Source organism: Pseudomonas sp. GW822-FHT01E03, assembly GCF_058802985.1.
In genome coordinates, this window is sequence record NZ_JBXAOQ010000004.1 from 91,902 (window position 1) to 115,675 (window position 23,774).

The window sequence follows — 23,774 nt, forward strand, 5'->3', positions numbered from 1 at the left end:
TTAATTGTTTTTCAAGGTGTTAAATGGCGTGCTTATAAGAGGGGAATCAGGAATGGGGCGTAAGTCAGCTACTTCCGTTTAGGTCGTAGTCCTTGTCCGAAAATGGATCAGCGTGATGTTTGATGGCAGTGGGTAGCAGGCACGAGAAGTAGAGCCATGTATTGCGAGCATGGCTCTGGAACGGGGATGTGATCAGGTTTTGAGTTGGTAGTGCGGGTAGTCGCTCAAGGAAAACCCGCCATTGAAGGTTGCGGCAGTTTTGTTGCAGATATGAATCACTGTATCGACAGCGCCGCGAAAACATGGCTCCGTCCAACCGGCGTCGACGGAAAATGATTCACCGGACAAATACAAGCCTGAGACATGAGCAAGGTCCCGGTTGTACTTCATCAGGCCGACGGCATCGTAGTAGGTGCCCGGTCGGTAAAGCTTGGCACAGCCCAGAGCATTTTTATCAGTGATCCAGCGCTGAACCACCGCTTGATCAATGCCTATGTAGGGAGAAATTTTCTCCTGGATGTTGGCAGAGTTCATGAGTATGCGATCCAGCTCTTCGGCGCATTTTGATACCAACTCCTTGTCGCTGAATGAGGCGAGCTTGGTTGCGTCATCTTCCCAGGTATAACTCAGCAGGATGCAGTCATAGCTGTAGTTGTCGTTGTAGCGGTAGGTATAGACATCGTGGATAAAACTGTCGGTTACGATGGCTTGCGGGATGTTTTTATTTTTCGAGAGAAATGATTTTTTCAGCGGTGCAAACACTTTGCAGCTGGTTTCCCAGTGTGCGGTTTTGTAGGCGTTGATCGTCTCGAAAGGCAGCATCTCCCGGGTGAAGTTTTCGAGCTTGAGTCGAGTTTCAATCAGCCAGGAGGGTAGTGTCATGATGACCGAGTCAAAGTCGTCAAATTGCTCCCGGATTTGCTCGGGTTGACTGTGTTTCCAGTTGTAATGGACGCGTATTTTTTGATTGGTCAGCTTTTCCAGTTTTGTGACGGATGAGTCGGTGAGAAGTCCATTGCTTCTTTCGAGGCTATGTTCGTAGATGGACTTTCCGGTTTCGTCGGTTTTCACAAACAGCAGGCATTCGTCCAGCGCGGCGAGGCCGATGTAGCGAGGGTTGTCGAAACTCTGGCCCATTGAGTCAAAAACGGCTTCGCTATTCAGGTAGGGCGAATCCAGTGGATCGCCGTTTGAGTCCACTCGACCATGGATCAGTTGCAATTGGCTGCTGAAACCGAAAATCGCGGTGCGCAGGGGGTAAAGGCAGCAGACGTCGTAAAAAGCTCCCCAGCTACCGTCACCTATACCTATCGCGTAAAAAATAGCGGATTCTTGCGCAGACATTCCCATTCCGCCGAAATCCCCGGGTGAGCGGTCATCCCAAGCTTCCAGCGCTGGCATGCTGACCAGGTCGCGGAACGAGACACTCTCATATTTTTCGACGATGGAAGCCCATATGGCTTCCCATTCCTGGCTCGCATAAAGCTCGGCAACGTGGCGGGTCATGCGATCGGCAAAGGCTTTCCACTTGGAATAAACCTTTTGCAATTCATCGCCGGGAGGCGGTGTGACGCCGTCTTCGTTTTTCCATATCAACATTTGCGGCGCCGATCCGCCGCCCATGCTGCCCTCCCGGAGATAGATGCCTGTCGAGCTAACCCATTGGCTACCGGGGTTGGCGAAGTCTGAAAACGCCAATTCAAATTGATTGGCGTAGTAAGCCATCAGCGACCGACCTTCTGTCGGTGGTTCATCCGCCCGGTTGAAGAAGGGCATGCGCATGGCGCCCATTTCAAACGGGGTATGGCTTGCTGCCGAGTTTCGGCTACCCGGAACGGTCAGATGCCTGCCGCCGATGCGTCTGGATTGTTCGATGAGAGTGATATGGGTAAAGCCGCAGCGATAGAGTTCTCTGGCGGCAGTCAGACCTGTGACGCCGGCGCCGATGATGCAGATTTTATGTTGCGGGTCAGTTGCCCTGGCGATGCTGTTTTCCTGTTCTACCAGTGCACGATAGTCAAAGCACAAATCCGGCGGATTGGGAAAGCGAGCCGCCCATTTGTTTTTAGTCGAGCGTTTTGTTCGGGCGGCTTCCTTGGCGATGTATGAAGGGTAGTTGTAGCTTGATCCGATAGTCATGGCTGATCTTCCCTGATGGTGTTTGCAGGGAAGATGTTGAGTTTTTCAAGGGGCTGCGTCTGTGGGCAGGGGTGGGTGCTCTGGCGCTCTGTATTCCGCTTTTTGCGTAGGAAAATGCATAGCGAAAGAGCTGTGTGGCTGATGCAAGATTCAATGTGGAAGCGAGCAGGCTCGCTCCCATATTCGGTTGGTGTTCGGCTATGCAGCCTGCTGAAACTGCTGCCGATACTGGTTCGGCGACAACTCTGTGTGCTGGCGGAACAGCCGCGCAAAGAAGCTCGCATCGTCATAACCAACCTCGTAGCTGATGGTCTTGATGCTCTTGCGGCTGCCGGACAGCAAGCCCTTGGCGGTTTCGATGCGCAGGCGTTGCAGGTAATGCAGTGGCTTGTCGCCGGTGGCGGTCTGGAAGCGGCGCATGAAGTTGCGGATGCTCATGCCGTGTTCGCGGGCGACGTCCTCGAAACGGAACTTGTCGGCGAAGTGTTCTTCGAGCCAGTGCTGGATCTGCAGGATGATCACGTCCTGGTGCAGTTTCTGCCCGCCGAATCCAATCCGTCCCGGTGAATAGCTGCGCTGCACTTCATAGAGGATGTCTCGGGCTACGGCCTGGGACACGTTGGCGCCGCAGAAGCGCTCGATCAGGTAAATGTACAGGTCGCATGCCGAGGTGGTGCCGCCGGCGCAGTACAGGTTGTCGGCATCGGTCAGGTGTTTGTCCTGATTGAGCTGGACCTTGGGGAAGCGTTCGGCGAAGGCATTGAAGAAGCGCCAGTAGGTGGTCGCTTCCTTGCCATTGAGCAGCCCGGCTTCGGCCAGCCAGAAAACACCAGTGGCCTCGCCGCACAGTACGGCACCGCGCGCATGTTGCTGGCGCAGCCAGGGCAGGATTTGCGGGTAACGTTTGCTGAGGTTGTCGAAATCGTCCCAGAACGCGGGAAGAACGATGATGTCGGCGTTTTCCAGTCCGCCATCCACCGGAATCATCACATCGCTGAAAGTGTTGACCGGTTTGCCATCGGGGCTGACCAGGCGGGTTTCGAACGCCGGTGTCAGGCCCTGGCCCAGCTGTTTGCCGTAGCGCAGGCTGGCGAGGTGGAAGAAATCCTTGGCTTGCATGAGGGTGGAAGCGAAAACCCGGTCGATGGCCAGGATGCTGACGCGCCGCAGGGGCGTGGAGGCTTGGTTAGACATAATTCAACTTTATTTTTATAGGGGGAAGTGGTCACCAGACGGCTGGATCGTCTTATTTTTTGTCGGATGTGTCCAGTGTCCTGTATCGGAAGCGAGGCATAGTCTCTGAAGGTCAATTCCTTCTAAAAACAAAGAAAAGGTGCCGCATGATCCCCAGAACCCTGTTCAGTTCCGAGCACGAGCTTTTCCGCGACAGCGTGCGGACGTTCCTCGAAAAAGAGGCGGTGCCGTTCCATGGGCAATGGGAAAAACAAGGCTATATCGACCGCAAACTGTGGAACAAGGCAGGGGAGGCGGGGATGCTTTGCTCGCACTTGCCGGAAGAGTACGGCGGCCTGGGGGCGGACTTTCTCTACAGTGCGGTGGTGATCGAAGAAGTGGGGCGACTTGGCCTGACCGGCATCGGTTTTTCCTTGCACTCGGACATCGTGGCGCCCTACATCCTGCATTACGGCAGTGAGACGCTGAAGCACAAATACCTGCCGAAACTGGTGTCCGGCGAGATGGTAACCGCGATCGCCATGACTGAACCGGGCGCCGGTTCCGATCTGCAAGGGGTGAAAACCACGGCCGTGCTCGATGGCGATGAGTACGTGATCAATGGCTCCAAGACCTTTATCACCAACGGCTACCTGGCCGATCTGGTGATCGTCGTCGCCAAGACCGATCCGAAGGCTGGCGCGAAGGGTACGAGTCTGTTTCTGGTGGAAGCCAATACGCCGGGCTTCGACAAGGGCAAGCGCCTGGAGAAGGTCGGAATGAAAGCCCAGGACACCTCGGAGCTGTTCTTCCAGGACGTGCGTGTGCCCAAGGAAAACCTGCTGGGTCAGGCCGGGATGGGCTTTGCCTACCTGATGCAGGAGTTGCCCCAGGAGCGCCTCACGGTGGCCATTGGCGGGCTGGCTTCAGCCGAAGCGGCGCTGCAATGGACGCTGGACTACACCCGTGAGCGCAAGGCATTCGGCAAGTCGATCGCGGATTTCCAGAATACCCGGTTCAAGCTGGCGGAGATGGCCACGGAAATCCAGATCGGCCGTGTCTTCGTCGACCGTTGCCTGGAGCTGCACCTGCAAGGCAAGCTCGATGTGCCGACGGCGGCGATGGCCAAGTACTGGGGCACCGACCTGCAGTGCAAGGTGCTCGACGAGTGCGTGCAGTTGCACGGTGGCTACGGGTTCATGTGGGAGTACCCGATCGCGCGGGCATGGGCGGATGCACGGGTGCAGCGGATCTATGCCGGGACGAACGAGATCATGAAGGAGATTATTGCGCGGTCGCTTTGATTTGCGCTGACCGGGCGGACGCCATCGCGGGCAAGCCCGCTCCCACAGGTATCACCGAACCTGTGGGAGCGGGCTTGCCAGATAACAGACCTAGCTTCGTGGGCGTGGAGAGGTGTATAATAGATAGACCTGTGGGAGCGGGCTTGCCCGCGATTGGTTTTAAAGATCAATCAAGGCGCAGGATTCGGATGATCCATGTGAATCGCCTCGATCCCTTCCAGCACTTCCTCCGACAGCTTCAAGTCGAAACTGGCGATGTTGCTCTCCAATTGCTCCATCGTCGTCGCGCCAATGATATTGCTGGTCACGAACGGCTGCTGCGTCACGAACGCCAGGGCCATTTGCGCCGGGTCCAGGCCGTGCTCGCGAGCCAGGGCCACGTAACGGCTGCATGCCGCTTCCGACTGTGGGTTGAAATAGCGGCTGAAGCGACTGTAGAGGCTCAGGCGACCTTTTGGCGGGCGGGCGCCACCTTCGTACTTGCCTGACAGGAAGCCGAACGCCAGCGGCGAATAGGCGAGCAGGCCGCATTGCTCGCGGATGGCGATTTCCGCCAGGCCGACTTCGAAGCTGCGGTTGAGCAGGTTGTACGGGTTCTGGATCGACACGGCGCGCGGCCAGCCACGGGCTTCGGCCAGGGCCAGGAAGCGCATGGTGCCCCATGGCGTCTCGTTGGACAGGCCGATGTGGCGGATCTTGCCGGCGCGGACCTGCTCGTCCAGTGCTTCAAGGGTGTCCTCCAGAGGCGTCAGGTTGGCTTCGATCTTGTGCTTGTAGCCCAGTTGCCCGAAGAAGTTGGTGCTGCGCTCCGGCCAGTGCAGTTGGTACAGGTCGATGTAGTCGGTCTGCAGACGCTGGAGGCTGGCATCCACCGCTTCGGTGATGTGCTGGCGGTTGTGGCGCAGGTTTTTGTCGCGGATGTAGTCGATGGTGTTGCCGGGGCCGGCGATCTTGCTGGCCAGGATCCAGTCGGCGCGATCGCCGCGGCTTCTGAAATAATTGCCGATGTAGCGTTCGGTGGTTGCGTAGGTTTCGGCCTTGGGTGGCACCGGGTACATCTCGGCGGTGTCGATGAAGTTGATCCCGGCGCTCTTGGCCCGCTCAATCTGGGCGAAGGCGTCTGCCTCGCTGTTTTGCTCGCCCCAGGTCATGGTTCCGAGGCAGAGGGCACTCACGTTCAGATTGGTTCGGCCTAGCTGGCGATAGTCCATCGGGTGCTCCTTGGGCAAAACAATCATAAAAGCAGGTTGAATTATTTTTCGCAATCTGCATAATTGCGCACCTCTTTCTGCAGTGGAAGTGATGCGCCGCCGCCGAAGAATCTTGCCGTTGAACGGACGCGCCGACCCGAGCCCCCGAAAGCGTCTGTATCCGGCTGCCTTTGACTTGTCAAAGTACGCACTATTCAGTAAGATCCGCCGTCTAATTTACAGGGCGGCCCCTGAGGCTATAAAGAATGAAAACTTTTACTGCTAAACCGGAAACAGTAAAGCGCGACTGGTTTGTCGTCGACGCTGCTGGTCAGACCCTGGGTCGTCTGGCCACCGAAATCGCGAGCCGTCTGCGTGGCAAGCACAAGCCTGAGTACACTCCTCACGTTGACACCGGCGACTACATCGTCGTAATCAATGCTGAGCAGATTCGTGTTACCGGTGCTAAAACCACTGACAAAATGTACTACTCCCACTCCGGTTTCCCGGGCGGCATCAAGTCGATCAACTTTGAAAAGCTGATCGCCAAGGCCCCTGAGCGCGTGATCGAGACCGCGGTTAAAGGCATGCTGCCTAAGAACCCACTGGGTCGCGACATGTACCGTAAGCTGAAAGTCTATGCGGGCGCTGCACACCCACATACTGCTCAGCAGCCCCAAGAACTGAAGTTTTAACGGAATAGTACATTATGTCGGCGACTCAAAATTACGGCACTGGCCGTCGCAAGACCGCAACCGCACGCGTTTTCCTGCGTCCGGGTACTGGTAACATCTCCATCAACAACCGTTCGCTGGATAACTTCTTCGGCCGCGAAACTGCCCGCATGGTAGTTCGTCAGCCGCTGGAGCTGACTGAGACTGTCGAGAAGTTCGACATCTACGTCACCGTGATCGGCGGTGGTGTGAGTGGTCAGGCTGGCGCAATCCGCCACGGTATCACTCGTGCTCTGATGGACTACGACGAGACTCTGCGCAGCGCCCTGCGTAAAGCCGGCTTCGTAACCCGCGATGCTCGTGAAGTTGAACGTAAGAAAGTCGGTCTGCGTAAAGCGCGTAAGCGTCCGCAGTACTCGAAGCGTTAATTCGCTTTCACGTTCAAAAAAGAACGCCCAGTTTCCTCACGGAGCTGGGCGTTTTTTTATGTCTGCGATTTATCAAAGAATTGCGCTGTGACAACTTGCCACATCCGCAGACACCCTATACTACAAGGCTTGGGGGTGATGGGTTCCGGTAATTACCTTGTCAGAATTGGGGCTTTTCATTACCATTCGGCAAAATTTTTATAAGTACATAGTTTTACTTAGTAGATGCCTGATTTAACAGGCCACAAAGCTGATGGGAGAGGACTGAATGAGCAATGACGGCGTGAATGCAGGCCGGCGTCGCTTCTTGGTAGCAGCCACATCCGTGGTGGGTGCTGCAGGAGCGGTGGGGGCTGCGGTCCCGTTCGTGGGGTCATGGTTTCCCAGTGCCAAGGCGAAAGCCGCAGGTGCACCGGTGAAAGTGAATGTCAGCAAAATCGAGCCAGGCCAGCAGATGATTGCTGAGTGGCGCGGCCAGCCGGTGTTCATCGTCCGCCGTACACAGGAAATCCTGGGGAATCTTAAGAAGATCGAGGGCCAGCTCGCTGACCCGGCCTCCAAGAACTCGACACAACCGACTTACGTTGATCCGGAAACCCGTTCGATCAAGCCCGAGGTCCTGCTGCTGATCGGTATCTGCACGCACCTGGGTTGCTCGCCGACCTTCCGTCCCGAAGTGGCACCTGCGGATCTGGGTAAGGACTGGGTAGGCGGCTATTTCTGCCCTTGCCACGGTTCCCACTACGATCTGGCTGGTCGCGTCTACAAGTCGCAGCCTGCGCCTTTGAACCTGCCAGTTCCCCCGCATTCCTATGAGACCGATGAAATTATTATCATTGGCGTCGATACGGAGAAAGCGTGATGAGCAAGTTCATGGATTGGGTTGATGCGCGCTTTCCCGCCACCAAGATGTGGGAAGACCATCTCAGCAAGTATTACGCTCCGAAGAACTTCAACTTCTTCTACTTCTTTGGCTCCCTGGCGCTGCTCGTTCTGGTCAACCAGATCGTTACCGGTGTCTGGCTGACCATGAGCTACACCCCGTCGGCGGAAGAGGCATTCGCTTCCGTCGAATACATCATGCGCGACGTCGAGTACGGCTCGATCCTGCGTCTGCTGCACTCCACCGGCGCTTCGGCGTTCTTCATCGTGGTCTATCTGCACATGTTCCGTGGCCTGCTCTACGGTTCGTACCAGAAGCCGCGTGAACTGGTGTGGGTCTTCGGCATGCTGATCTACCTGGCGCTGATGGCCGAAGCCTTCATGGGCTACCTGCTGCCGTGGGGCCAGATGTCCTACTGGGGTGCACAGGTGATCATCTCGCTGTTCGGTGCGATCCCGGTCATCGGCAACGACCTGACCCAGTGGATTCGTGGTGACTACCTGATTTCCGGTATTACCCTGAACCGCTTCTTCGCCTTGCACGTGGTTGCCCTGCCGATCGTTATCCTGGGTCTGGTGGTGCTGCACATCCTGGCGTTGCACGAAGTCGGTTCGAACAACCCGGACGGCGTGGACATCAAGAAGCACAAGGACGAAAACGGCATACCGCTGGACGGCATTGCCTTCCACCCGTACTACACCGTGAAAGATATCGTCGGCGTGGTGGTGTTCCTGTTCATCTTCTGCTCGATCGTGTTCTTCTTCCCGGAAATGGGCGGCTACTTCCTCGAAAAGCCGAACTTTGAAGTGGCGAACGCCTTCAAGACCCCAGAGCACATTGCTCCGGTCTGGTACTTCACTCCGTTCTACGCCATCTTGCGTGCGGTTCCGGACAAGCTCCTGGGCGTGATCGCCATGGGCGCGGCCATCGCCGTGCTGTTCGTCCTGCCGTGGCTCGACCGCAGTCCGGTCAAGTCGATGCGCTACAAAGGCTGGCTGAGCAAGATCTGGCTCTGGGTGTTCTGCATTTCGTTCGTGATCCTGGGCGTGTTGGGTGTTCTGGCTCCGACTCCAGGCCGTACGCTGTTGTCGCAGGTGTGTACCTTCCTGTACTTCGCCTACTTCATTCTGATGCCGTTCTACACCAGGCTCGAGAAGACCAAACCGGTTCCGGAAAGGGTGACTGGCTGATGAAAAAACTATTTGCTGTATTGATGCTTGCTGCACTGCCAGTGTTTGCTTTCGCAGCTGAACACGGTGGCCCCGAGCTGGAAAAAGTCGACATCGACGTTTCCGATAAAGCGGCCATGCAGGACGGCGCGCGTACCTTCGCCAACTACTGCATGGGTTGCCACAGTGCCAAGTTCCAGCGCTATGAGCGTGTTGCCGACGACCTGGGCATTCCCCATGAGTTGATGCTCGAGAAGCTGGTGTTCACTGGCGCCAAGATCGGCGATCACATGAGCATCGGCATGCAGCCAGCGGACGCCAAGGCCTGGTTTGGCGCAGCGCCACCGGACCTGACCTTGGTTGCCCGTGTTCGCGGCACTGACTGGCTTTACGGTTACCTGAAGTCGTTCTACGAAGATCCTTCGCGCCCATGGGGTGTGAACAACAAGGTCTTCCCGAACGTGGGCATGCCTAACGTCCTGGTCGGCTTGCAGGGTCGCCAGGTGGTGGGTTGCAAACAGGTTCAGATCGTCGAAGACGGCAAGAAGCAATATGATCCTCTGACCGGTACGGCGCTGACTCATGAAGCGTGCGATCAGTTGACCATCGTGCCGAAAAGCGGTGCCCTGACTGCAGAGCAGTTCGATGAGAAGGTCAAGAATCTGGTAACCTTCCTGGCTTACTCGGCTAACCCGGTTAAGCTGCAACATCAGCGCATCGGTACATACGTATTGTTGTACCTGGCGTTCTTCTTCGTCTTCGCTTACCTGCTCAAGCGCGAATACTGGAAAGACGTGCACTGATAAAGCTTCAAGCTATTGCTGTTAATCGCGCGCGCCCAAGGGCGCCTCTGAAGATGTAGCGAAACTGGTGATCCAGTCGTTACGGGAGGCGCCCTCTGGGCGCGCTCGTTTTTCCGCTTTCGATAATTTCTACAAGCGAGGAGGATCGCCATGGGCGTGACCAATCGGTTGGCCTGTTACTCCGACCCCGCCGACCACTATTCCCACCGAGTGCGCATCGTACTGGCAGAGAAGGGTGTCAGCGCCGAGATCATTTACGTGGAGGCTGGTCGCCAGCCACCTAAACTGATTGAGGTGAACCCTTATGGCAGCTTGCCCACGCTGGTCGATCGCGACCTGGCGTTGTGGGAGTCGACTGTGGTGATGGAATATCTGGATGAGCGTTACCCGCACCCGCCGCTACTGCCGGTTTATCCCGTGGCGCGTGCCAACAGTCGCCTGCTGATGCACCGCATTCAGCGAGACTGGTGTGGTCTGGTGGACCTGATTCTGGATTCGCGGACCAAGGAAGCGGCTCGCGCCGTGGCTCGAAAAGAGTTGCGCGAAAGCCTGACGGGTGTGTCGCCACTGTTTGCCGACAAACCGTTTTTCCTCAGTGAGGAACAAAGTCTGGTGGATTGCTGCCTATTGCCAATACTCTGGCGATTGCCGATTCTGGGTATAGAACTGCCGCGGCCGGCGAAGCCGCTGCTTGATTATATGGAGCGCCAGTTTGCGCGTGAGGCTTTCCAGGCGAGTCTGTCTGGTGTCGAACGCGACATGCGCTAAGGCTTAAGGAGCCGTTATGAACTCCAGTCGACCTTATCTGGTCCGCGCGCTCTATGAGTGGATTGTGGACAACGATTGCACCCCGCACATGCTGGTCAATTCCGAGTACCCGTCGGTGCAGGTGCCTCAGGGGTTTGCCAGTGACGGACAGATCGTCCTGAACGTATCGCCACAAGCCGTGCGTCACTTGCACATGGATAACGAGGCGGTCAGTTTCGAGGGGCGCTTTGGTGGCGTACCGCACACTTTGTACGTGCCAATTGCTTCGATCCTGGGTATATACGCCCGGGAGAATGGTCAGGGCATGGTGTTCGATCTGGAATCGCCCATGGGCGAGGACGACGAGATCGAGCCGGATGACGATCTTCCACCACCCGACAGTGAGCCGCCGCGTCCAAGCGGTCGACCGAGTTTGAAGGTGGTGAAATAAAAAAAGGGTGATCCGCAAGGGTCACCCTTTTTTATTCCACCGCCTTCAAGCGATGTAGGAGCGAGCCTGCTCGCGATGGGCGTGAACGATGACGCGGGCTGTCTGAATGAGTGCATTCACCGGACGTTTTTCGCGAGCAGGCTCGCTCCTACAAGATGTAGATCAGTCGATGTACTCGAACAATTTCACGATCTTCTGCACACCGGAAACCCCTTGCACCAGGTTGGTCGCCTGCGCGGCTTCCTGCTTGGTCAGCAGGCCCAGCAAGTAGACGATGCCGTTTTCAGTGACTACCTTGATGCGCGAGCCAGGGATGTTCGCATCGGCGAGCATCTGGGTCTTGATCTTGGTGGTCAGCCAGGTGTCGTTCTGGCGTGCCAGCAACGAAGAGGGTGGCAGGACTTGCAGTTCGTTGTGCACCTTTTTCACGCGCTGGACAGCGGCGGCAGCCTGTTCGGCCTTGGCCTTGAGGTCTGCGCGTGGCGTTTGCCCGGCGAGCAGTACGACACCGTTGAAGCTGGTGACGACGATATGCGAATCCTTATCCAGGGCTGGGTCGGCCTTGGCGACGTTCACGCCAACCTTGGTGTCGATCAGGGAATCGTCGATCTTGCTGCCCAGTGTGCGAGTGCCGCGGTCATCTTCAATCGGTGCTTCACGGCTGGCAGTCACCACCGAGGTGCAGCCGCTGATGCTGAGGCACAGGGTCAAGGCCAGTAGGCCAAGGCGATTAGGGGTCATTCTTCACTCCCGAACAATTGGCTGTCGATCAAGTCGCAAAGGCAATGGATCGCCAGCAGGTGGACTTCTTGAATACGAGCGGTGACGTTGGCCGGTACGCGAATCTCGACGTCCTCGGGCAACAATAGCGACGCCATGCCGCCGCCATCACGTCCCGTCAATGCTACGACAATCATTTCGCGATCATGTGCGGCCTGAATCGCTTGAATTATGTTGGCCGAGTTGCCGCTGGTGGAGATAGCCAGCAACACATCGCCCGGTTGGCCGAGTGCACGGATCTGCTTGGAGAAGATTTCGTTGTAGCTGTAGTCGTTGGCAATCGAGGTGATCGTCGAGCTGTCGGTCGTAAGGGCGATGGCCGGCAGGCTTGGGCGTTCGCGCTCAAAGCGATTGAGCAGCTCGGAGGAGAAGTGCTGGGCATCGCCGGCAGAGCCGCCATTGCCGCAGGAAAGCATTTTGCCTTCGTTGAGCAGGGCGTTGACCATGACCTGGCTGGCTTGCTCGATGTGCGGTGCAAGTACTTCCATCGCCTGTTGCTTGGTGTCGATACTGGCCTGAAAAAGCTGGCGAATTCGGGATTGCATGTCCATCTGTGTGACCTTAAGTAGCGCGGCTGTTCGGCACGTGAATGTGCAGCCCGCAAAGCAAAGAGCAAAATGTTGGGTGATAGTGTCCGGTTCGCAATGCCGGCGATCAGCCGTCGAAGGCATTCTGTAGCCAGTTCAACTGATCGAGGTGGCTGTCGATGGCAATCACGTCGAAGCGGCAAGGGGAATTGGCCCAGCGCGGCTCGCGCTGAAGATAATATTGCGCGGCGAAAATCAGTTTTTGCCGTTTGCGCTCATCGATGCTATCGAGCGCGCCACCCCATTGAGTGTTTTTTCTGTAGCGGACTTCAACGAATACTACTGTATCGCCATCTAGCATGACCAGATCAAGCTCGCCGCGTTTACACAACCAGTTCTGCGCCAGCAGGCGCAGACCCTGTTGTTGAAGATGCTCGAGCGCATGGCGCTCGGCATCCTTGCCGCTTTGCTGGCGTGACCTGTCAGGCATCAGCGAGCGGTGTCCGGCAGGCGCTGAATCTGGCCATTGGCGAACTCGGCCCATGGTAACTGGCGCACGACCCGCTGGCTCTGGGACATGCCAAGGCTGCCCGATTCACCGTCGATGCGGCTGTCCGGCAGTGACTTGAGCTGGCCCAGGCGTGGCGCCAGACGATAGGCGTCCACACCCATGGCATACAGGCGCCCCAGGCTACCGGCGGCTTGTGGCCACTGGGCAGTGACCTGGCGGCGTAGTGGATCATTGGCGTCCAGCAACCATGGCGTCTCGCAGAAGCGAATGCCATTCATGTCGTTGTACTGGTTGACGTCACCGTTGGCGCTGAACACGTGGGAGGTGGCGTAGACCGGAACATCGCCGGCGTACTGGAAGTTCAGGGTCGGTTTGATCTGCTGGGCCTGTTGCGGTGTAGCGGCGAGGAAAATGAACTCGATGTCCTGGCGGCGCGATGGCTGGGCAGCCACTTGCGAGCCAACGGTGCTTTGCAGGCTCTTGGCGCGACCTTCGCTCTGACGCAGCTGGAACATGTCGGCAATTTGCTGGGCCAACTGGACCGGTTGGTCGACGCGTTCGGTGGCGACGATGGTGCCGCCATTGGCTTGCCAATCCTGGCTGAACGCCTTGAGCACGCGGTCGCCCCATTCACCTTTCGGCACCATGATGGCTGCGCGATGCAGGCCGTCGGCGCGAGCGCGGCGCGACACTTCGCGGGCTTCGTCTTCAGCGGCAAGGCCGAACTGGAACAGCTGCGCCGGGCCTTGATCGCCTTCGCTGTAATTCAATGCCAGGGTGGTGATCGGCAACTGCGGGCGAGTGCTCAGCTGTTTGACCAGCGGCTTCTCCAGCGGGCCGACGACCAGTTGCACGCCATCGGCCTGGGCCTTGCGGTAGAACTCGTCCATGGAAGTCAGGCGCGAGCTGTCATAAAACTCGATGGCGGGTGGTTTCTGCCCGGCCTGTTGGGCCTGGTAGTGGGCGGCCATGAAGCCGTCGCGCAGCGCTTTGCCAACCGAGGCCAGTTGGCCGTCCTGAGGCAGCAGCAGGGCGATCTTGTTCAGGGGCTGGCTGGCCAGCTCCTTGAGTTGGGTCAGTGGCTGCGGCAATTGAATGGCTGCCGGGTGCTTCGGATTCTGCGCGCGCCAGTTGTCGATGGCGGCCTGTTGCTGCTCCAGGGTGCCGGCGGATTTCACGGCCAGTGCCAGGGCCATCCAGCCGCCGAGATCGTCGGTGGCACTTGGCTGCAACTGATTGGTCGGCAGCGAAGCGATCAGGGTCCAGATGGCTTCGTGGTTTTTGCTCGCGGCTTCGCCTTCGAGCATCGGGGCGATGAAAATGCGCTGGCGAGCGGCGGCAAGGGTCTGGCCATCGGCTTCAAGTGCGCGGGCGTGGATGGTGCCGGTGCGGACCTGTTGTTCCTCGGGCAGTTCGCTCAAGTATTGCAGGCTCGGATGGCTCAAGGCGGCCAACGCGGCCTTGGGCTGATTGCGTGTCATGGCCAGTTCCGCCGCCAGGGTGTTGGCGAAAACCTGTGGGCCCGGCTTGAGCTGTTCGACAGGAACCTGTTGCAGAATTTGCGCGGATTGGCCGGCATTGCCCTGGCGATAAGCCAGGTCGGCAGCGCTCAGGCGCAGCAGGGCGGCATCTTCCGGTGATTTGCTTTGGGAGGCCTTCTCAAGCAGTTGCTCGATACTGGCGTCCGGTGTCCGTGGAAGCTCGCCAAGGCTGGAGGAGGGCGAGCTGGCGCAAGCCGTCAGCAAGGCAGCGAGGCAGAGGGCAGATAACAGCCGCAGGCAAGCGATCATGTAAGCGTTCCTGATACTCGATCAAATTAGCGTGGAATTGTACCCAAGCACTGGCCGGGGCGCGATGTTACTGGCGTGAATCGATCAATTTAGCTGGTGTAAATGTTGCGCCAGCGCACAAACGGTCACCGATACCTCGTTTGCTTGCGGGTATCGTGAGTCTCGCTACGCGCTACAATGGCGACTTTTACCGACCATGAGGTGTGCGCTTTGACTGCTCCAGGTGCTTTGAATTCCGCTGCTGGCTCGCTTTATGTGGTGGCGACGCCCATCGGCAACCTGGATGACATCAGTGCGCGGGCGCTGAAGATTCTCCGTGAAGTGGCCCTGATCGCCGCGGAAGACACCCGTCATTCCCAGCGCTTGATGCAGCACTTCGGCATTGCGACGCCATTGGCGGCCTGCCATGAACACAATGAGCGGGATGAAGGTAGTCGCTTTATCACTCGTCTGCTTGCCGGTGACAATGTGGCGTTGATCTCGGATGCCGGGACGCCGCTGATTTCCGATCCGGGTTATCACCTGGTGCGGCAGGCCCGGGCAGCGGGCATTAATGTAGTGCCGGTTCCGGGTGCCTGCGCGTTGATTGCAGCGCTGTCGGCAGCAGGGCTGCCTTCCGACCGCTTCATATTCGAAGGTTTTCTGCCTGCAAAGGCTGTGGGGCGACGTGCGCGTCTCGAGCAGGTAAAGGAAGAGCCTCGCACATTGATCTTCTATGAGGCCCCGCATCGCATCCTCGAATGTCTGCAAGACATGGAACTGGTGTTCGGTCCAGAGCGCCCGGCGCTGCTTGCCCGCGAGCTGACCAAGACGTTCGAGACCCTCAAGGGGCTGCCGCTGGCTGAGCTGCGCGAGTTCGTCGAGTCGGATAGCAACCAGCAGCGCGGCGAGTGCGTGGTACTGGTGGCGGGCTGGTCCGCGCCCGAAGAGGAAGGTGCCGTCAGCAGCGAGGCGATGCGCATCCTCAACCTGTTGCTTGAAGAAATGCCGCTCAAGCGTGCGGCGGCATTGGCGGCGCAAATCACCGGCGAGCGAAAGAATGTGCTGTACCAAATCGCGCTGGATCAGCAGAAGGGCGAGTAAAACCCGACGCGCAGGCGTGCCCAATGGCGCTTGGTGCTTGTTCTTCGGGCGCTCTGCCGGTAACCTTCGCGGCGGAGAGTCGATCGGACAGTCGCTGCCCCCTATGAAAATTAGGGGGGGGAGGAAAGTCCGGGCTCCATAGGGCGAAGTGCCAGGTAATGCCTGGGAGGCGTGAGCCTACGGAAAGTGCCACAGAAAATAACCGCCTAAGCGCTTCGGCGCCGGTAAGGGTGAAAAGGTGCGGTAAGAGCGCACCGCACGTCTGGCAACAGTTCGTGGCTAGGTAAACCCCACTTGGAGCAAGACCAAATAGGGTCCCAAGGCGTGGCCCGCGCTGGGACCGGGTAGGTTGCTAAAGATGTCCAGTGATGGCCATCGTAGACGAATGACTGTTCAAGACAGAACCCGGCTTACAGATCGACTCTCCACCTTTTTCTTTCCTCTGCTTGAATCATTGAGCAGGGGGTTGGGTGATAGCAATTTCCCTCCTTACACATTCATCCGCAGAACCTCTTTTGTAATACCAAAAAAATCTTACTCTTAATAAATTACTTTAACTTTCGAACGCAGCCTTCTGTGCTGATTCAAGTTATCGATCAGTTTCATCTGCCGGATTCTCGTTGTCCCTCCGTTAATGCTCCTAAATCTCAGTTCTGTAAGGGTTTTCCTTTACTCCGCGCCTTGACGGTGTGGTGGGCGCATTCCTATAGTGTGCGCAAGTGGCGGAAAGTGGCATGAAGTGGGTTTTTTGAACTCAAAACGCTAGAATTTGGAGAAACGCAGACGTGTTTCGCGGAGCCAACGCTATCAGTCTCGATGCAAAGGGCCGTCTCGCAATGCCGAGCCGGTACCGTGACGAGCTCGATTCGCGCAGTTCCGGGCAATTGATCGTGACAATTGATGCCGTTGATCCTTGTTTGTGTGTTTACCCCCTCGATGAGTGGGAAATTATTGAAACCAAACTGCGCGCACTGCCTTCGCTTCGCGAAGAGAACCGCCGCCTGCAACGTTTACTGATTGGTAATGCCGTCGACCTCGAGCTCGATGGCAGTGGTCGTTTTCTGGTTCCGCCGCGTCTTCGTGAATATGCCAAGTTGGATAAGCGCGCGATGTTGGTAGGCCAACTGAACAAGTTCCAATTGTGGGACGAGGATGCCTGGAACGCGGTTTCTGCCGCTGACCTGGCTGCCATTCAACAACCGGGCGCGATGCCTGATGAACTGCGTGATTTGATCCTGTGACTATTGATAGCGGCTTTAACCACATCACCGTACTGCTTGACGAAGCCGTCGAGGCTCTCGCCGTACGTCCTGATGGCTGCTATCTGGACGGCACGTTCGGGCGCGGCGGACACAGCCGGTTGATCCTCAGTCAGCTCGGTCCCGATGGTCGGTTGCTCGGATTCGATAAAGATCCACAAGCGATTGCCACCGGGCAGACGCTAGCGGCCGAAGACGGCCGCTTTGTCGTTGTGCAGCGCAGCTTTGCCGAGCTCGGTTCGGAAGTCGCCGAACGCGGTCTGGACGGCAAGGTCAGCGGCGTGTTGCTGGATCTTGGCGTGTCCTCGCCACAGCTCGACGACCCTGAGCGTGGCTTCAGCTTCCTCAACGACGGTCCGCTGGACATGCGCATGGATCCGTCCCGTGGCATCAGCGCCGCCGAATTCGTCAACACCGCGCCCGTGGAAGAAATCGCCCGGGTGTTCAAGGAATACGGCGAAGAGCGTTTCTCCGGCCGCATGGCCCGTGCTGTGGCCGAACGTCGCGACATCAAGCCATTCGAGCGCACCGGTGACCTGGCGGAAGTCCTGAAAGTCGCCAACCCAGCCTGGGAAAAGGGCAAGAACCCCGCAACCCGCGCGTTCCAGGGGTTGCGTATCCACGTCAACAACGAACTGGGTGATCTGGAAACCGGCCTCGAAGCCGCGCTGGAGTGCCTGGAAGTGGGCGGTCGCCTGGTGGTGATCAGCTTCCATTCGCTGGAAGACCGTATCGTCAAACTGTTCATGCGCAAACTGGTGAAAGGCGAAGCCGACAACCTGCCGCGCAACCTGCCGGTTCGGCATGTCGCCTTCGAACCGAAAATCAAAGTCCATGGCAAAGCGCAGACGGCCTCCGACGCCGAACTCAAAGCCAACCCACGTTCCCGTAGCGCCGTCATGCGTGTGGCGGAGAAGCTGCGGTGAGCAAGCTTTTCGCCAAGCCATTGCCCGGCGGAAGCTTCTTCATGCTGCTGCTGTTTGTCGGCGTGCTCGTGTCGGCCATCGGCGTGTCTTACAGCGCGCACTGGAACCGTCAGCTATTGAATTCGCTGTACAACGAACTGAGCGTGCGCGACAAGGCGCAGGCGGAGTGGGGCCGGTTGATTCTGGAGCAGAGCACCTGGACCGCCCACAGCCGTATCGAAGTGCTGGCCACCGAACAATTGAAAATGCACATCCCCGGTGCCGCTGACGTGAAGATGGTGGCGCCATGATGAAACTCGAAGGTGCACTCTTTCCTTGGCGGTTCCGCGTGGTGCTGGGTTTGCTCGGCATCATGGTGGCCGCGATTGCCTGGCGCATCATCGATTTGCAAGTGGTCGACCGTGCCTTCCTTAAAGGTCAGGGCGATGCCCGCAGTGTTCGTCATATTCCGATTCCGGCTCACCGTGGTCTGATCACCGACCGTAACGGCGAGCCTTTGGCCGTGAGTACTCCGGTCACCACCCTCTGGGCCAATGCCAAGGAAATGCAAACGGCCAAAGAAAAGTGGCCGGCACTGGCGGCTGCCCTGGGGCAGGACCCGAAAGCCCTGGCCGAGCGCCTTGAAGCGCAGGCCAACAAGGAATTCATTTATCTGGTGCGCGGGCTGACGCCTGAGCAGGGCCAGGCGGTGCTCGATCTCAAAGTGCCTGGCGTCTATGGCATCGAAGAGTTCCGCCGTTTCTATCCGGCCGGTGAAGTGACCGCGCATATGGTCGGCTTTACCGACATCGATGACCATGGCAAGGAAGGTATCGAGCTGGCCTATGACGAATGGCTGGCCGGGGTGCCGGGTAAACGACAAGTCATCAAGGACCGGCGCGGCCGGTTGATCAAGGATGTCCAGGTCACCAAAAACGCCAAGGCCGGCAAGCCCTTGGCGTTGTCCATTGACCTGCGCCTGCAATACCTGGCCAACCGCGAACTGCGTAACGCGATCATCGAGAACGGCGCCAAGGCCGGCAGCCTGGTGATCATGGACGTGAAAACCGGCGAGATCCTCGCGATGGTCAACCAGCCGACCTACAACCCGAACAACCGCCGCAACCTGCAGCCGGCGATGATGCGTAACCGCGCGATGATCGACGTGTTCGAGCCAGGCTCGACCATGAAAGCGATCTCGATGAGCGCCGCCATCGAAACCGGCCGCTGGAAACCGAGCGATACCGTCGAGGTGTATCCGGGCTCCCTGCAGATTGGCAAGTACACCATCAAGGACGTATCCAAGACCGAAGGCCCGGTGCTCGACCTGACCGGCATCCTGATCAATTCCAGTAACGTCGGCATGAGCAAGGTCGCGTTCGATATCGGCGGCGAAACCATTTTCCGTCTGGCGCAGAAAGTCGGCCTCGGCCAGGACACTGGCCTGGGCTTCCCGGGCGAGCGCGTCGGCAATCTGCCGAACTACCGCGAATGGCGCAAGGCAGAAACCGCCACGCTGTCCTACGGCTACGGTGTTTCCGTGACCGCGATCCAGTTGGTCCACGCCTTCTCGGCCCTGGCCAACAACGGTCGCCTTGCACCGTTGACCCTGATCAAGACCGACAAGGCGCCGCAAACCACCCAGGTGCTGCCGGAGGCCGTCGCAAAAACCATGCAAGGCATGCTGCAACAAGTGATCGAAGCCCCGCGCGGGGTGTTCCGTGCGCAGGTGCCGGCGTATCACGTGGGCGGCAAGTCGGGTACTGCGCGTAAAACCTCGGTCGGCACCAAGGGTTACGCCGTGAACTCCTACCGTTCGCTGTTCGCCGGTTTCGGCCCGATGAGCGATCCGCGTTACGCCATCGTGGTGGTCATCGACGAGCCGACCAAGGCCGGTTACTTCGGCGGCCTGGTTTCCGCGCCGGTGTTCAGCCGTGTGATGTCGGGCACCCTGCGCCTGATGAACATTACCCCGGACAACCTGCCACCTACTCAACAAGCGAACGCAACACCGGTCGTTCCGCTGAAAGCCAATGGAGGGCGCGGCTGATGTCCCTGAGCCTGAACAAGATTTTCCCTCACGCCGGCCACGATCTGCTGATTCGCGAACTCGCCCTGGACAGCCGCAATGTGCGTGCGGGTGATCTGTTCCTCGCTGTGCCGGGCGGGAAGTTCGATGGGCGCGCGCATATGGTTGACGCCTTGCAGCGTGGTGCTGCCGCGGTGGCCTATGAAGTAGAAGGCGCCACGGTCCTGCCGATCACTGAAGTGCCGTTGATTCCGGTCAAAGGTCTGGCGGCTCAGCTGTCGGACATCGCCGGGCGTTTTTATGGCGAGCCGAGCCACCACCTGAACCTGGTGGGCGTGACCGGTACCAACGGCAAGACCAGCGTGACTCAATTGATCGCCCAGGCGCTGGACCTGCTCGGCCAGCACTGCGGCCTGGTCGGCACGCTCGGTTCGGGTTTCTATGGGGCGCTGGAAAGCGGCCTGCACACCACGCCGAACCCGATTGCCGTGCAAGCGACCCTGGCGGACCTGAAAAAGGCCGGGGCCAAGGCCGTGGCGATGGAAGTTTCTTCCCATGGCCTGGATCAGGGGCGCGTGACTGCCTTGGCGTTCGATGTGGCAGTGATGACCAACCTGTCCCGCGATCACCTGGATTATCACGGCACCATGCAGGCCTACGGCGAAGCCAAGGCCAGGCTGTTTGACTGGAATGACTTGAAATGCCGCGTGGTCAACCTCGACGACAAGTTCGGCCGGCAACTGGCCGCCGACAAGCGCGAGTCGCGGTTGATCACCTACAGCCTGGAAGACTCCAGCGCCTACCTGTATTGCCGTCAGGCGCAATTCGACGACGAAGGCGTGCGCGCCACGCTGGTCACGCCACAGGGCGAGCACCACCTGCGCAGCACCTTGCTCGGTCGCTTCAACCTGAGCAATGTCCTGGCGGCGGTCGGTGCGTTGCTCGGTCTGGATTACGCCCTGGACGAAATTCTCAAGGTGCTGCCGAAGCTTGAAGGCCCTGCCGGGCGCATGCAGCGCTTGGGCGGTGGCTCGCAGCCGCTGGTGGTGGTCGATTACGCCCACACCCCGGATGCCCTGGAAAAAGTGCTGCTGGCTCTGCGTCCACACGCCAAGGGCCGGTTGCTGTGCCTGTTCGGCTGTGGCGGCGACCGCGATCGCGGCAAGCGTCCGTTGATGGCCGAAGTGGTTGAGCGCCTGGCCGATGGCGTGCTGGTGACCGATGACAATCCGCGCACAGAAGACCCGGCAGTGATTTTCGATGACATCCGCGCCGGTTTCACGGCTGTGGATAAAGTGGAGTTCGTTGCCGGTCGTGGTCAGGCGATTGCCCGGTTGATCGCCAGTGCCTCGGCGGATGACGTGATTGTCCTGGCCGGGAAAGGTCACGAGGACTATCAGGAAATCAACGGCGAACGCCATGCCTTTTCCGATCTGGTCGAGGCTGATCATGCCTTGACCGCGTGGGAGGTGGCCCATGCTTAAGGCCTTGAAACTGAGTGAGCTGACCGGTGCGCTGAGTGCTCGCCTGGTGTCCGCCGATGCCAGCTTCGACGGCGTTAGCATCGACAGCCGTGCAATCAAGCCGGGCCAGCTGTTTATTGCCCTGACCGGTCCGCGTTTTGACGGTCATGACTATCTGAATGAAGTCGCCGCCAAGGGCGCCGTGGCTGCGCTGGTCGAGCGTGAAGTCGCTGGCAGCACGCTGCCGCAGTTACTGGTCAGCGACACTCGCCAGGCCCTCGGCCAGTTGGGCGCGCTCAATCGCGCCGCCTACACCCATCCGGTCGCGGCCGTCACCGGTTCCAGCGGCAAGACCACGGTCAAGGAGATGCTTGCGAGCATTCTGCGCACCCGTGGTCCGGTGCTGGCGACCCGTGGCAACCTGAACAACGACCTCGGCGTGCCGCTGACCTTGCTCGAACTGGCACCGGAACACACCGCTGCCGTGATCGAACTGGGTGCCTCGCGCCTGGGTGAAATTGCCTACACCGTCGGCCTGACCCGGCCGCACGTGGCCATTCTCAACAATGCCGGGACCGCCCACGTCGGCGAGTTCGGCGGCCCGGACAAAATCGTCGAAGCCAAGGGCGAGATCATCGAAGGGCTGGATGCCGATGGCGTCGCCGTTCTCAATCTTGACGACAAGGCATTCGGTATCTGGAAGGCACGCGCCGGTGACCGCAAAGTGCTGACGTTTGCGTTGAGCAACGCCAGCGCCGATTTCTACGCCAGTGACCTGACTACCGATGCCCGCGGCTGCCCGGCGTTCAACCTGCACAGCCCTGAAGGCGTGGAGCGCGTTCAATTGAACCTGCTCGGCACCCATAACGTCGCCAATGCCATGGCCGCCGCCGCAGCCGCCCATGCCCTGGGTGTGTCGCTGTTCGGTATCGCCACCGGCCTTGGCGCGATGCAACCGGTCAAGGGGCGCACCGTCGCGCAACTGGCCACCAACGGCATGCGCGTGATCGATGACACTTACAACGCCAACCCCACCTCCATGTGTGCTGCCGTTGATATACTGGCCGGCTTTTCCGGTCGCACCGTCCTGGTGCTCGGGGATATCGGCGAGTTGGGCGAATGGGCGGAGCAGGGGCACCGCGACGTGGGCGCGTACGCCCGTGGCAAGGTTTCTGCGCTGTACGCCGTCGGGCCAATGATGGCTCACGCCGTGAACGCATTCGGTCCTCAGGCTTTTCACTTCAGCACGCAAGCTGAACTGATCAAGGCCCTGGACGCCGAGCAAGACACAAACACCACCATTTTGATCAAGGGGTCGCGCAGCGCTGCGATGGAAAACGTCGTCGCCGCTTTGTGCGGGTCCAGTCTGGAGAAACATTAATGCTGCTGCTGCTAGCGGAGTATCTGCAACAGTTCTACAAAGGCTTCGCGGTCTTCCAGTACCTGACCCTGCGCGGGATTCTCGGTGTACTGACCGCGCTGGTCCTGTCGCTGTGCTATGGCCCGTGGATGATCCGCACGTTGCAGAACCGTCAGATCGGTCAATCCGTTCGCAACGACGGCCCGCAGTCGCACCTGTCCAAGTCGGGTACACCGACCATGGGCGGCGCGCTGATTCTGTCGTCCATCGGTGTCAGCACCCTGCTGTGGGCTGACCTGAGCAACCGTTACGTCTGGGTCGTTCTGCTGGTGACCTTGCTGTTCGGCGCCATCGGCTGGGTCGACGACTACCGCAAGGTCATCGAGAAGAACTCCCGTGGCTTGCCGAGTCGCTGGAAATATTTCTGGCAATCGGTATTCGGTCTGGGTGCGGCGATCTTCCTTTATATGACTGCCGCCACGCCGGTGGAGACCACGCTGATCCTGCCGATGCTCAAGGACTACAGCATTCCGCTGGGCGCCGGCTTCATCGTGCTGACCTATTTCGTGATTGTCGGTTCGAGCAACGCGGTCAACCTGACCGACGGCCTCGACGGCCTGGCGATCATGCCGACCGTGATGGTTGGTGGTGGCCTGGGCATTTTCTGCTACCTGTCGGGTAACGTGAAGTTCGCCGAATACCTGCTGATTCCTTACGTACCGGGCGCAGGCGAGTTGATTGTGTTCTGTGGCGCGTTGATCGGAGCCGGCCTGGGCTTCCTGTGGTTCAACACCTATCCGGCACAAGTCTTCATGGGTGACGTCGGCGCACTGGCGCTGGGCGCGGCCCTGGGCACCATTGCGGTGATCGTCCGTCAGGAAATCGTCCTGTTCATCATGGGCGGCGTGTTCGTGATGGAAACCCTGTCAGTCGTCATTCAGGTTGCCTCTTTTAAACTGACCGGTCGCCGCGTATTCCGCATGGCGCCCATTCACCACCACTTTGAACTCAAGGGCTGGCCCGAGCCGCGCGTGATCGTCCGTTTCTGGATCATCACCGTGATTCTCGTGCTGATCGGCCTTGCCACCCTGAAGCTGAGGTAGAAA

23 protein-coding genes and 1 other RNA gene are annotated in these 23,774 nt (G+C 58.8%); 17 read left to right on the top strand and 7 right to left on the bottom strand.

Annotation, left to right across the window (positions count from 1 at the left end):
- Nucleotides 1–192: 192 nt before the first annotated feature.
- On the bottom strand, nt 193–2,139 hold the full coding sequence (locus AC1RP7_RS09235) for a flavin monoamine oxidase family protein (protein WP_493181271.1): 1,947 nt from the start codon (nt 2,137–2,139) through the stop codon (nt 193–195).
- 198 nt (nt 2,140–2,337) lie between these two features.
- A complete protein-coding gene (locus tag AC1RP7_RS09240; protein WP_174245557.1) occupies nt 2,338–3,258 on the bottom strand; it encodes a GlxA family transcriptional regulator in 921 nt (306 codons plus the stop codon).
- A gap of 221 nt (nt 3,259–3,479) precedes the next feature.
- Here AC1RP7_RS09240 and AC1RP7_RS09245 point away from each other — a divergent pair, with 221 nt between their 5' ends.
- Nucleotides 3,480–4,616, top strand: a complete 1,137-nt coding sequence (locus tag AC1RP7_RS09245) for an acyl-CoA dehydrogenase family protein (protein WP_150814948.1) — start codon at nt 3,480–3,482, stop codon at nt 4,614–4,616.
- A gap of 170 nt (nt 4,617–4,786) precedes the next feature.
- Here AC1RP7_RS09245 and AC1RP7_RS09250 read toward each other — a convergent pair whose 3' ends face one another.
- Complete coding sequence (locus tag AC1RP7_RS09250) at nt 4,787–5,827, bottom strand: NADP(H)-dependent aldo-keto reductase (protein WP_493181270.1); 1,041 nt, start codon at nt 5,825–5,827, stop codon at nt 4,787–4,789.
- Between the two features lie 245 nt (nt 5,828–6,072).
- On the opposite strand from AC1RP7_RS09250, the gene rplM reads away from it, so the two are divergent.
- The 7 genes from rplM to AC1RP7_RS09285 all read left to right on the top strand — a co-directional run bounded on the left by rplM (nt 6,073) and on the right by AC1RP7_RS09285 (nt 10,961).
- The gene (gene rplM, locus AC1RP7_RS09255) at nt 6,073–6,501 is read left to right on the top strand and encodes a 50S ribosomal protein L13 (protein WP_007917032.1); all 429 of its coding nucleotides are present in this window, start codon (nt 6,073–6,075) and stop codon (nt 6,499–6,501) included.
- 14 nt (nt 6,502–6,515) lie between these two features.
- Nucleotides 6,516–6,908, top strand: coding sequence for a 30S ribosomal protein S9 (gene rpsI / locus AC1RP7_RS09260; RefSeq protein ID WP_003228056.1), 393 nt, complete (start codon nt 6,516–6,518; stop codon nt 6,906–6,908).
- Between the two features lie 268 nt (nt 6,909–7,176).
- A complete protein-coding gene (gene petA / locus AC1RP7_RS09265; protein WP_057713353.1) occupies nt 7,177–7,770 on the top strand; it encodes a ubiquinol-cytochrome c reductase iron-sulfur subunit in 594 nt (197 codons plus the stop codon).
- The gene (locus tag AC1RP7_RS09270; RefSeq protein ID WP_034149536.1) at nt 7,770–8,981 is read left to right on the top strand and encodes a cytochrome b; all 1,212 of its coding nucleotides are present in this window, start codon (nt 7,770–7,772) and stop codon (nt 8,979–8,981) included. Before petA ends, AC1RP7_RS09270 begins: the two co-directional genes overlap by 1 nt.
- Nucleotides 8,981–9,763, top strand: a complete 783-nt coding sequence (locus AC1RP7_RS09275; RefSeq protein ID WP_057713354.1) for a cytochrome c1 — start codon at nt 8,981–8,983, stop codon at nt 9,761–9,763. The genes AC1RP7_RS09270 and AC1RP7_RS09275 overlap by 1 nt, the downstream gene beginning before the upstream one ends.
- A 150-nt stretch (nt 9,764–9,913) precedes the next feature.
- Complete coding sequence (locus AC1RP7_RS09280; RefSeq protein ID WP_007989864.1) at nt 9,914–10,531, top strand: glutathione S-transferase N-terminal domain-containing protein; 618 nt, start codon at nt 9,914–9,916, stop codon at nt 10,529–10,531.
- A gap of 16 nt (nt 10,532–10,547) precedes the next feature.
- Nucleotides 10,548–10,961 carry a ClpXP protease specificity-enhancing factor gene (locus AC1RP7_RS09285; protein WP_007998247.1) on the top strand — a complete coding sequence of 138 codons (414 nt, stop codon included), beginning with the start codon at nt 10,548–10,550 and terminating at the stop codon, nt 10,959–10,961.
- Nucleotides 10,962–11,123: 162 nt separating this feature from the next.
- Here the strand turns inward: AC1RP7_RS09285 and AC1RP7_RS09290 are convergent, their stop codons facing one another.
- The 4 genes from AC1RP7_RS09290 to AC1RP7_RS09305 form a co-directional block, all read right to left on the bottom strand.
- A complete protein-coding gene (locus AC1RP7_RS09290) occupies nt 11,124–11,702 on the bottom strand; it encodes a BON domain-containing protein (protein WP_057713355.1) in 579 nt (192 codons plus the stop codon).
- On the bottom strand, nt 11,699–12,292 hold the full coding sequence (locus tag AC1RP7_RS09295; RefSeq protein WP_007972584.1) for a phosphoheptose isomerase: 594 nt from the start codon (nt 12,290–12,292) through the stop codon (nt 11,699–11,701). The genes AC1RP7_RS09290 and AC1RP7_RS09295 overlap by 4 nt, the downstream gene beginning before the upstream one ends.
- A 103-nt stretch (nt 12,293–12,395) precedes the next feature.
- Nucleotides 12,396–12,758 (bottom strand): YraN family protein, encoded by a 363-nt coding sequence (locus AC1RP7_RS09300; RefSeq protein WP_090457618.1) that lies wholly within the window; start codon nt 12,756–12,758, stop codon nt 12,396–12,398.
- On the bottom strand, nt 12,758–14,569 hold the full coding sequence (locus tag AC1RP7_RS09305) for a penicillin-binding protein activator (RefSeq protein WP_090457616.1): 1,812 nt from the start codon (nt 14,567–14,569) through the stop codon (nt 12,758–12,760). The genes AC1RP7_RS09300 and AC1RP7_RS09305 overlap by 1 nt, the downstream gene beginning before the upstream one ends.
- Before the next feature lie 177 nt (nt 14,570–14,746).
- On the opposite strand from AC1RP7_RS09305, the gene rsmI reads away from it, so the two are divergent.
- The 9 genes from rsmI (at nt 14,747) to mraY (ending at nt 23,771) form a co-directional block, all read left to right on the top strand.
- Nucleotides 14,747–15,652 carry a 16S rRNA (cytidine(1402)-2'-O)-methyltransferase gene (gene rsmI, locus AC1RP7_RS09310; protein ID WP_167362876.1) on the top strand — a complete coding sequence of 302 codons (906 nt, stop codon included), beginning with the start codon at nt 14,747–14,749 and terminating at the stop codon, nt 15,650–15,652.
- Nucleotides 15,653–15,727: 75 nt separating this feature from the next.
- Nucleotides 15,728–16,081: RNase P RNA component class A (gene rnpB / locus AC1RP7_RS09315), an RNA gene on the top strand.
- A gap of 356 nt (nt 16,082–16,437) precedes the next feature.
- Entirely contained in the window at nt 16,438–16,893 is a 456-nt protein-coding gene (gene mraZ / locus AC1RP7_RS09320; RefSeq protein ID WP_007917012.1) for a division/cell wall cluster transcriptional repressor MraZ, read from the top strand.
- Complete coding sequence (rsmH, locus tag AC1RP7_RS09325) at nt 16,890–17,837, top strand: 16S rRNA (cytosine(1402)-N(4))-methyltransferase RsmH (protein WP_493181268.1); 948 nt, start codon at nt 16,890–16,892, stop codon at nt 17,835–17,837. The genes mraZ and rsmH overlap by 4 nt, the downstream gene beginning before the upstream one ends.
- On the top strand, nt 17,834–18,127 hold the full coding sequence (gene ftsL, locus AC1RP7_RS09330; protein WP_007998257.1) for a cell division protein FtsL: 294 nt from the start codon (nt 17,834–17,836) through the stop codon (nt 18,125–18,127). Before rsmH ends, ftsL begins: the two co-directional genes overlap by 4 nt.
- Nucleotides 18,127–19,866 carry a peptidoglycan D,D-transpeptidase FtsI family protein gene (locus AC1RP7_RS09335; RefSeq protein WP_173677933.1) on the top strand — a complete coding sequence of 580 codons (1,740 nt, stop codon included), beginning with the start codon at nt 18,127–18,129 and terminating at the stop codon, nt 19,864–19,866. The genes ftsL and AC1RP7_RS09335 overlap by 1 nt, the downstream gene beginning before the upstream one ends.
- Nucleotides 19,866–21,329 (top strand): UDP-N-acetylmuramoyl-L-alanyl-D-glutamate--2,6-diaminopimelate ligase, encoded by a 1,464-nt coding sequence (locus tag AC1RP7_RS09340; RefSeq protein ID WP_057713360.1) that lies wholly within the window; start codon nt 19,866–19,868, stop codon nt 21,327–21,329. The genes AC1RP7_RS09335 and AC1RP7_RS09340 overlap by 1 nt, the downstream gene beginning before the upstream one ends.
- Nucleotides 21,322–22,689 carry a UDP-N-acetylmuramoyl-tripeptide--D-alanyl-D-alanine ligase gene (locus AC1RP7_RS09345; RefSeq protein ID WP_090457613.1) on the top strand — a complete coding sequence of 456 codons (1,368 nt, stop codon included), beginning with the start codon at nt 21,322–21,324 and terminating at the stop codon, nt 22,687–22,689. Before AC1RP7_RS09340 ends, AC1RP7_RS09345 begins: the two co-directional genes overlap by 8 nt.
- Nucleotides 22,689–23,771: a phospho-N-acetylmuramoyl-pentapeptide-transferase gene (gene mraY / locus AC1RP7_RS09350; RefSeq protein WP_015096766.1), complete on the top strand. Its 1,083-nt coding sequence runs from the start codon at nt 22,689–22,691 to the stop codon at nt 23,769–23,771. The genes AC1RP7_RS09345 and mraY overlap by 1 nt, the downstream gene beginning before the upstream one ends.
- Nucleotides 23,772–23,774: the final 3 nt, after the last annotated feature.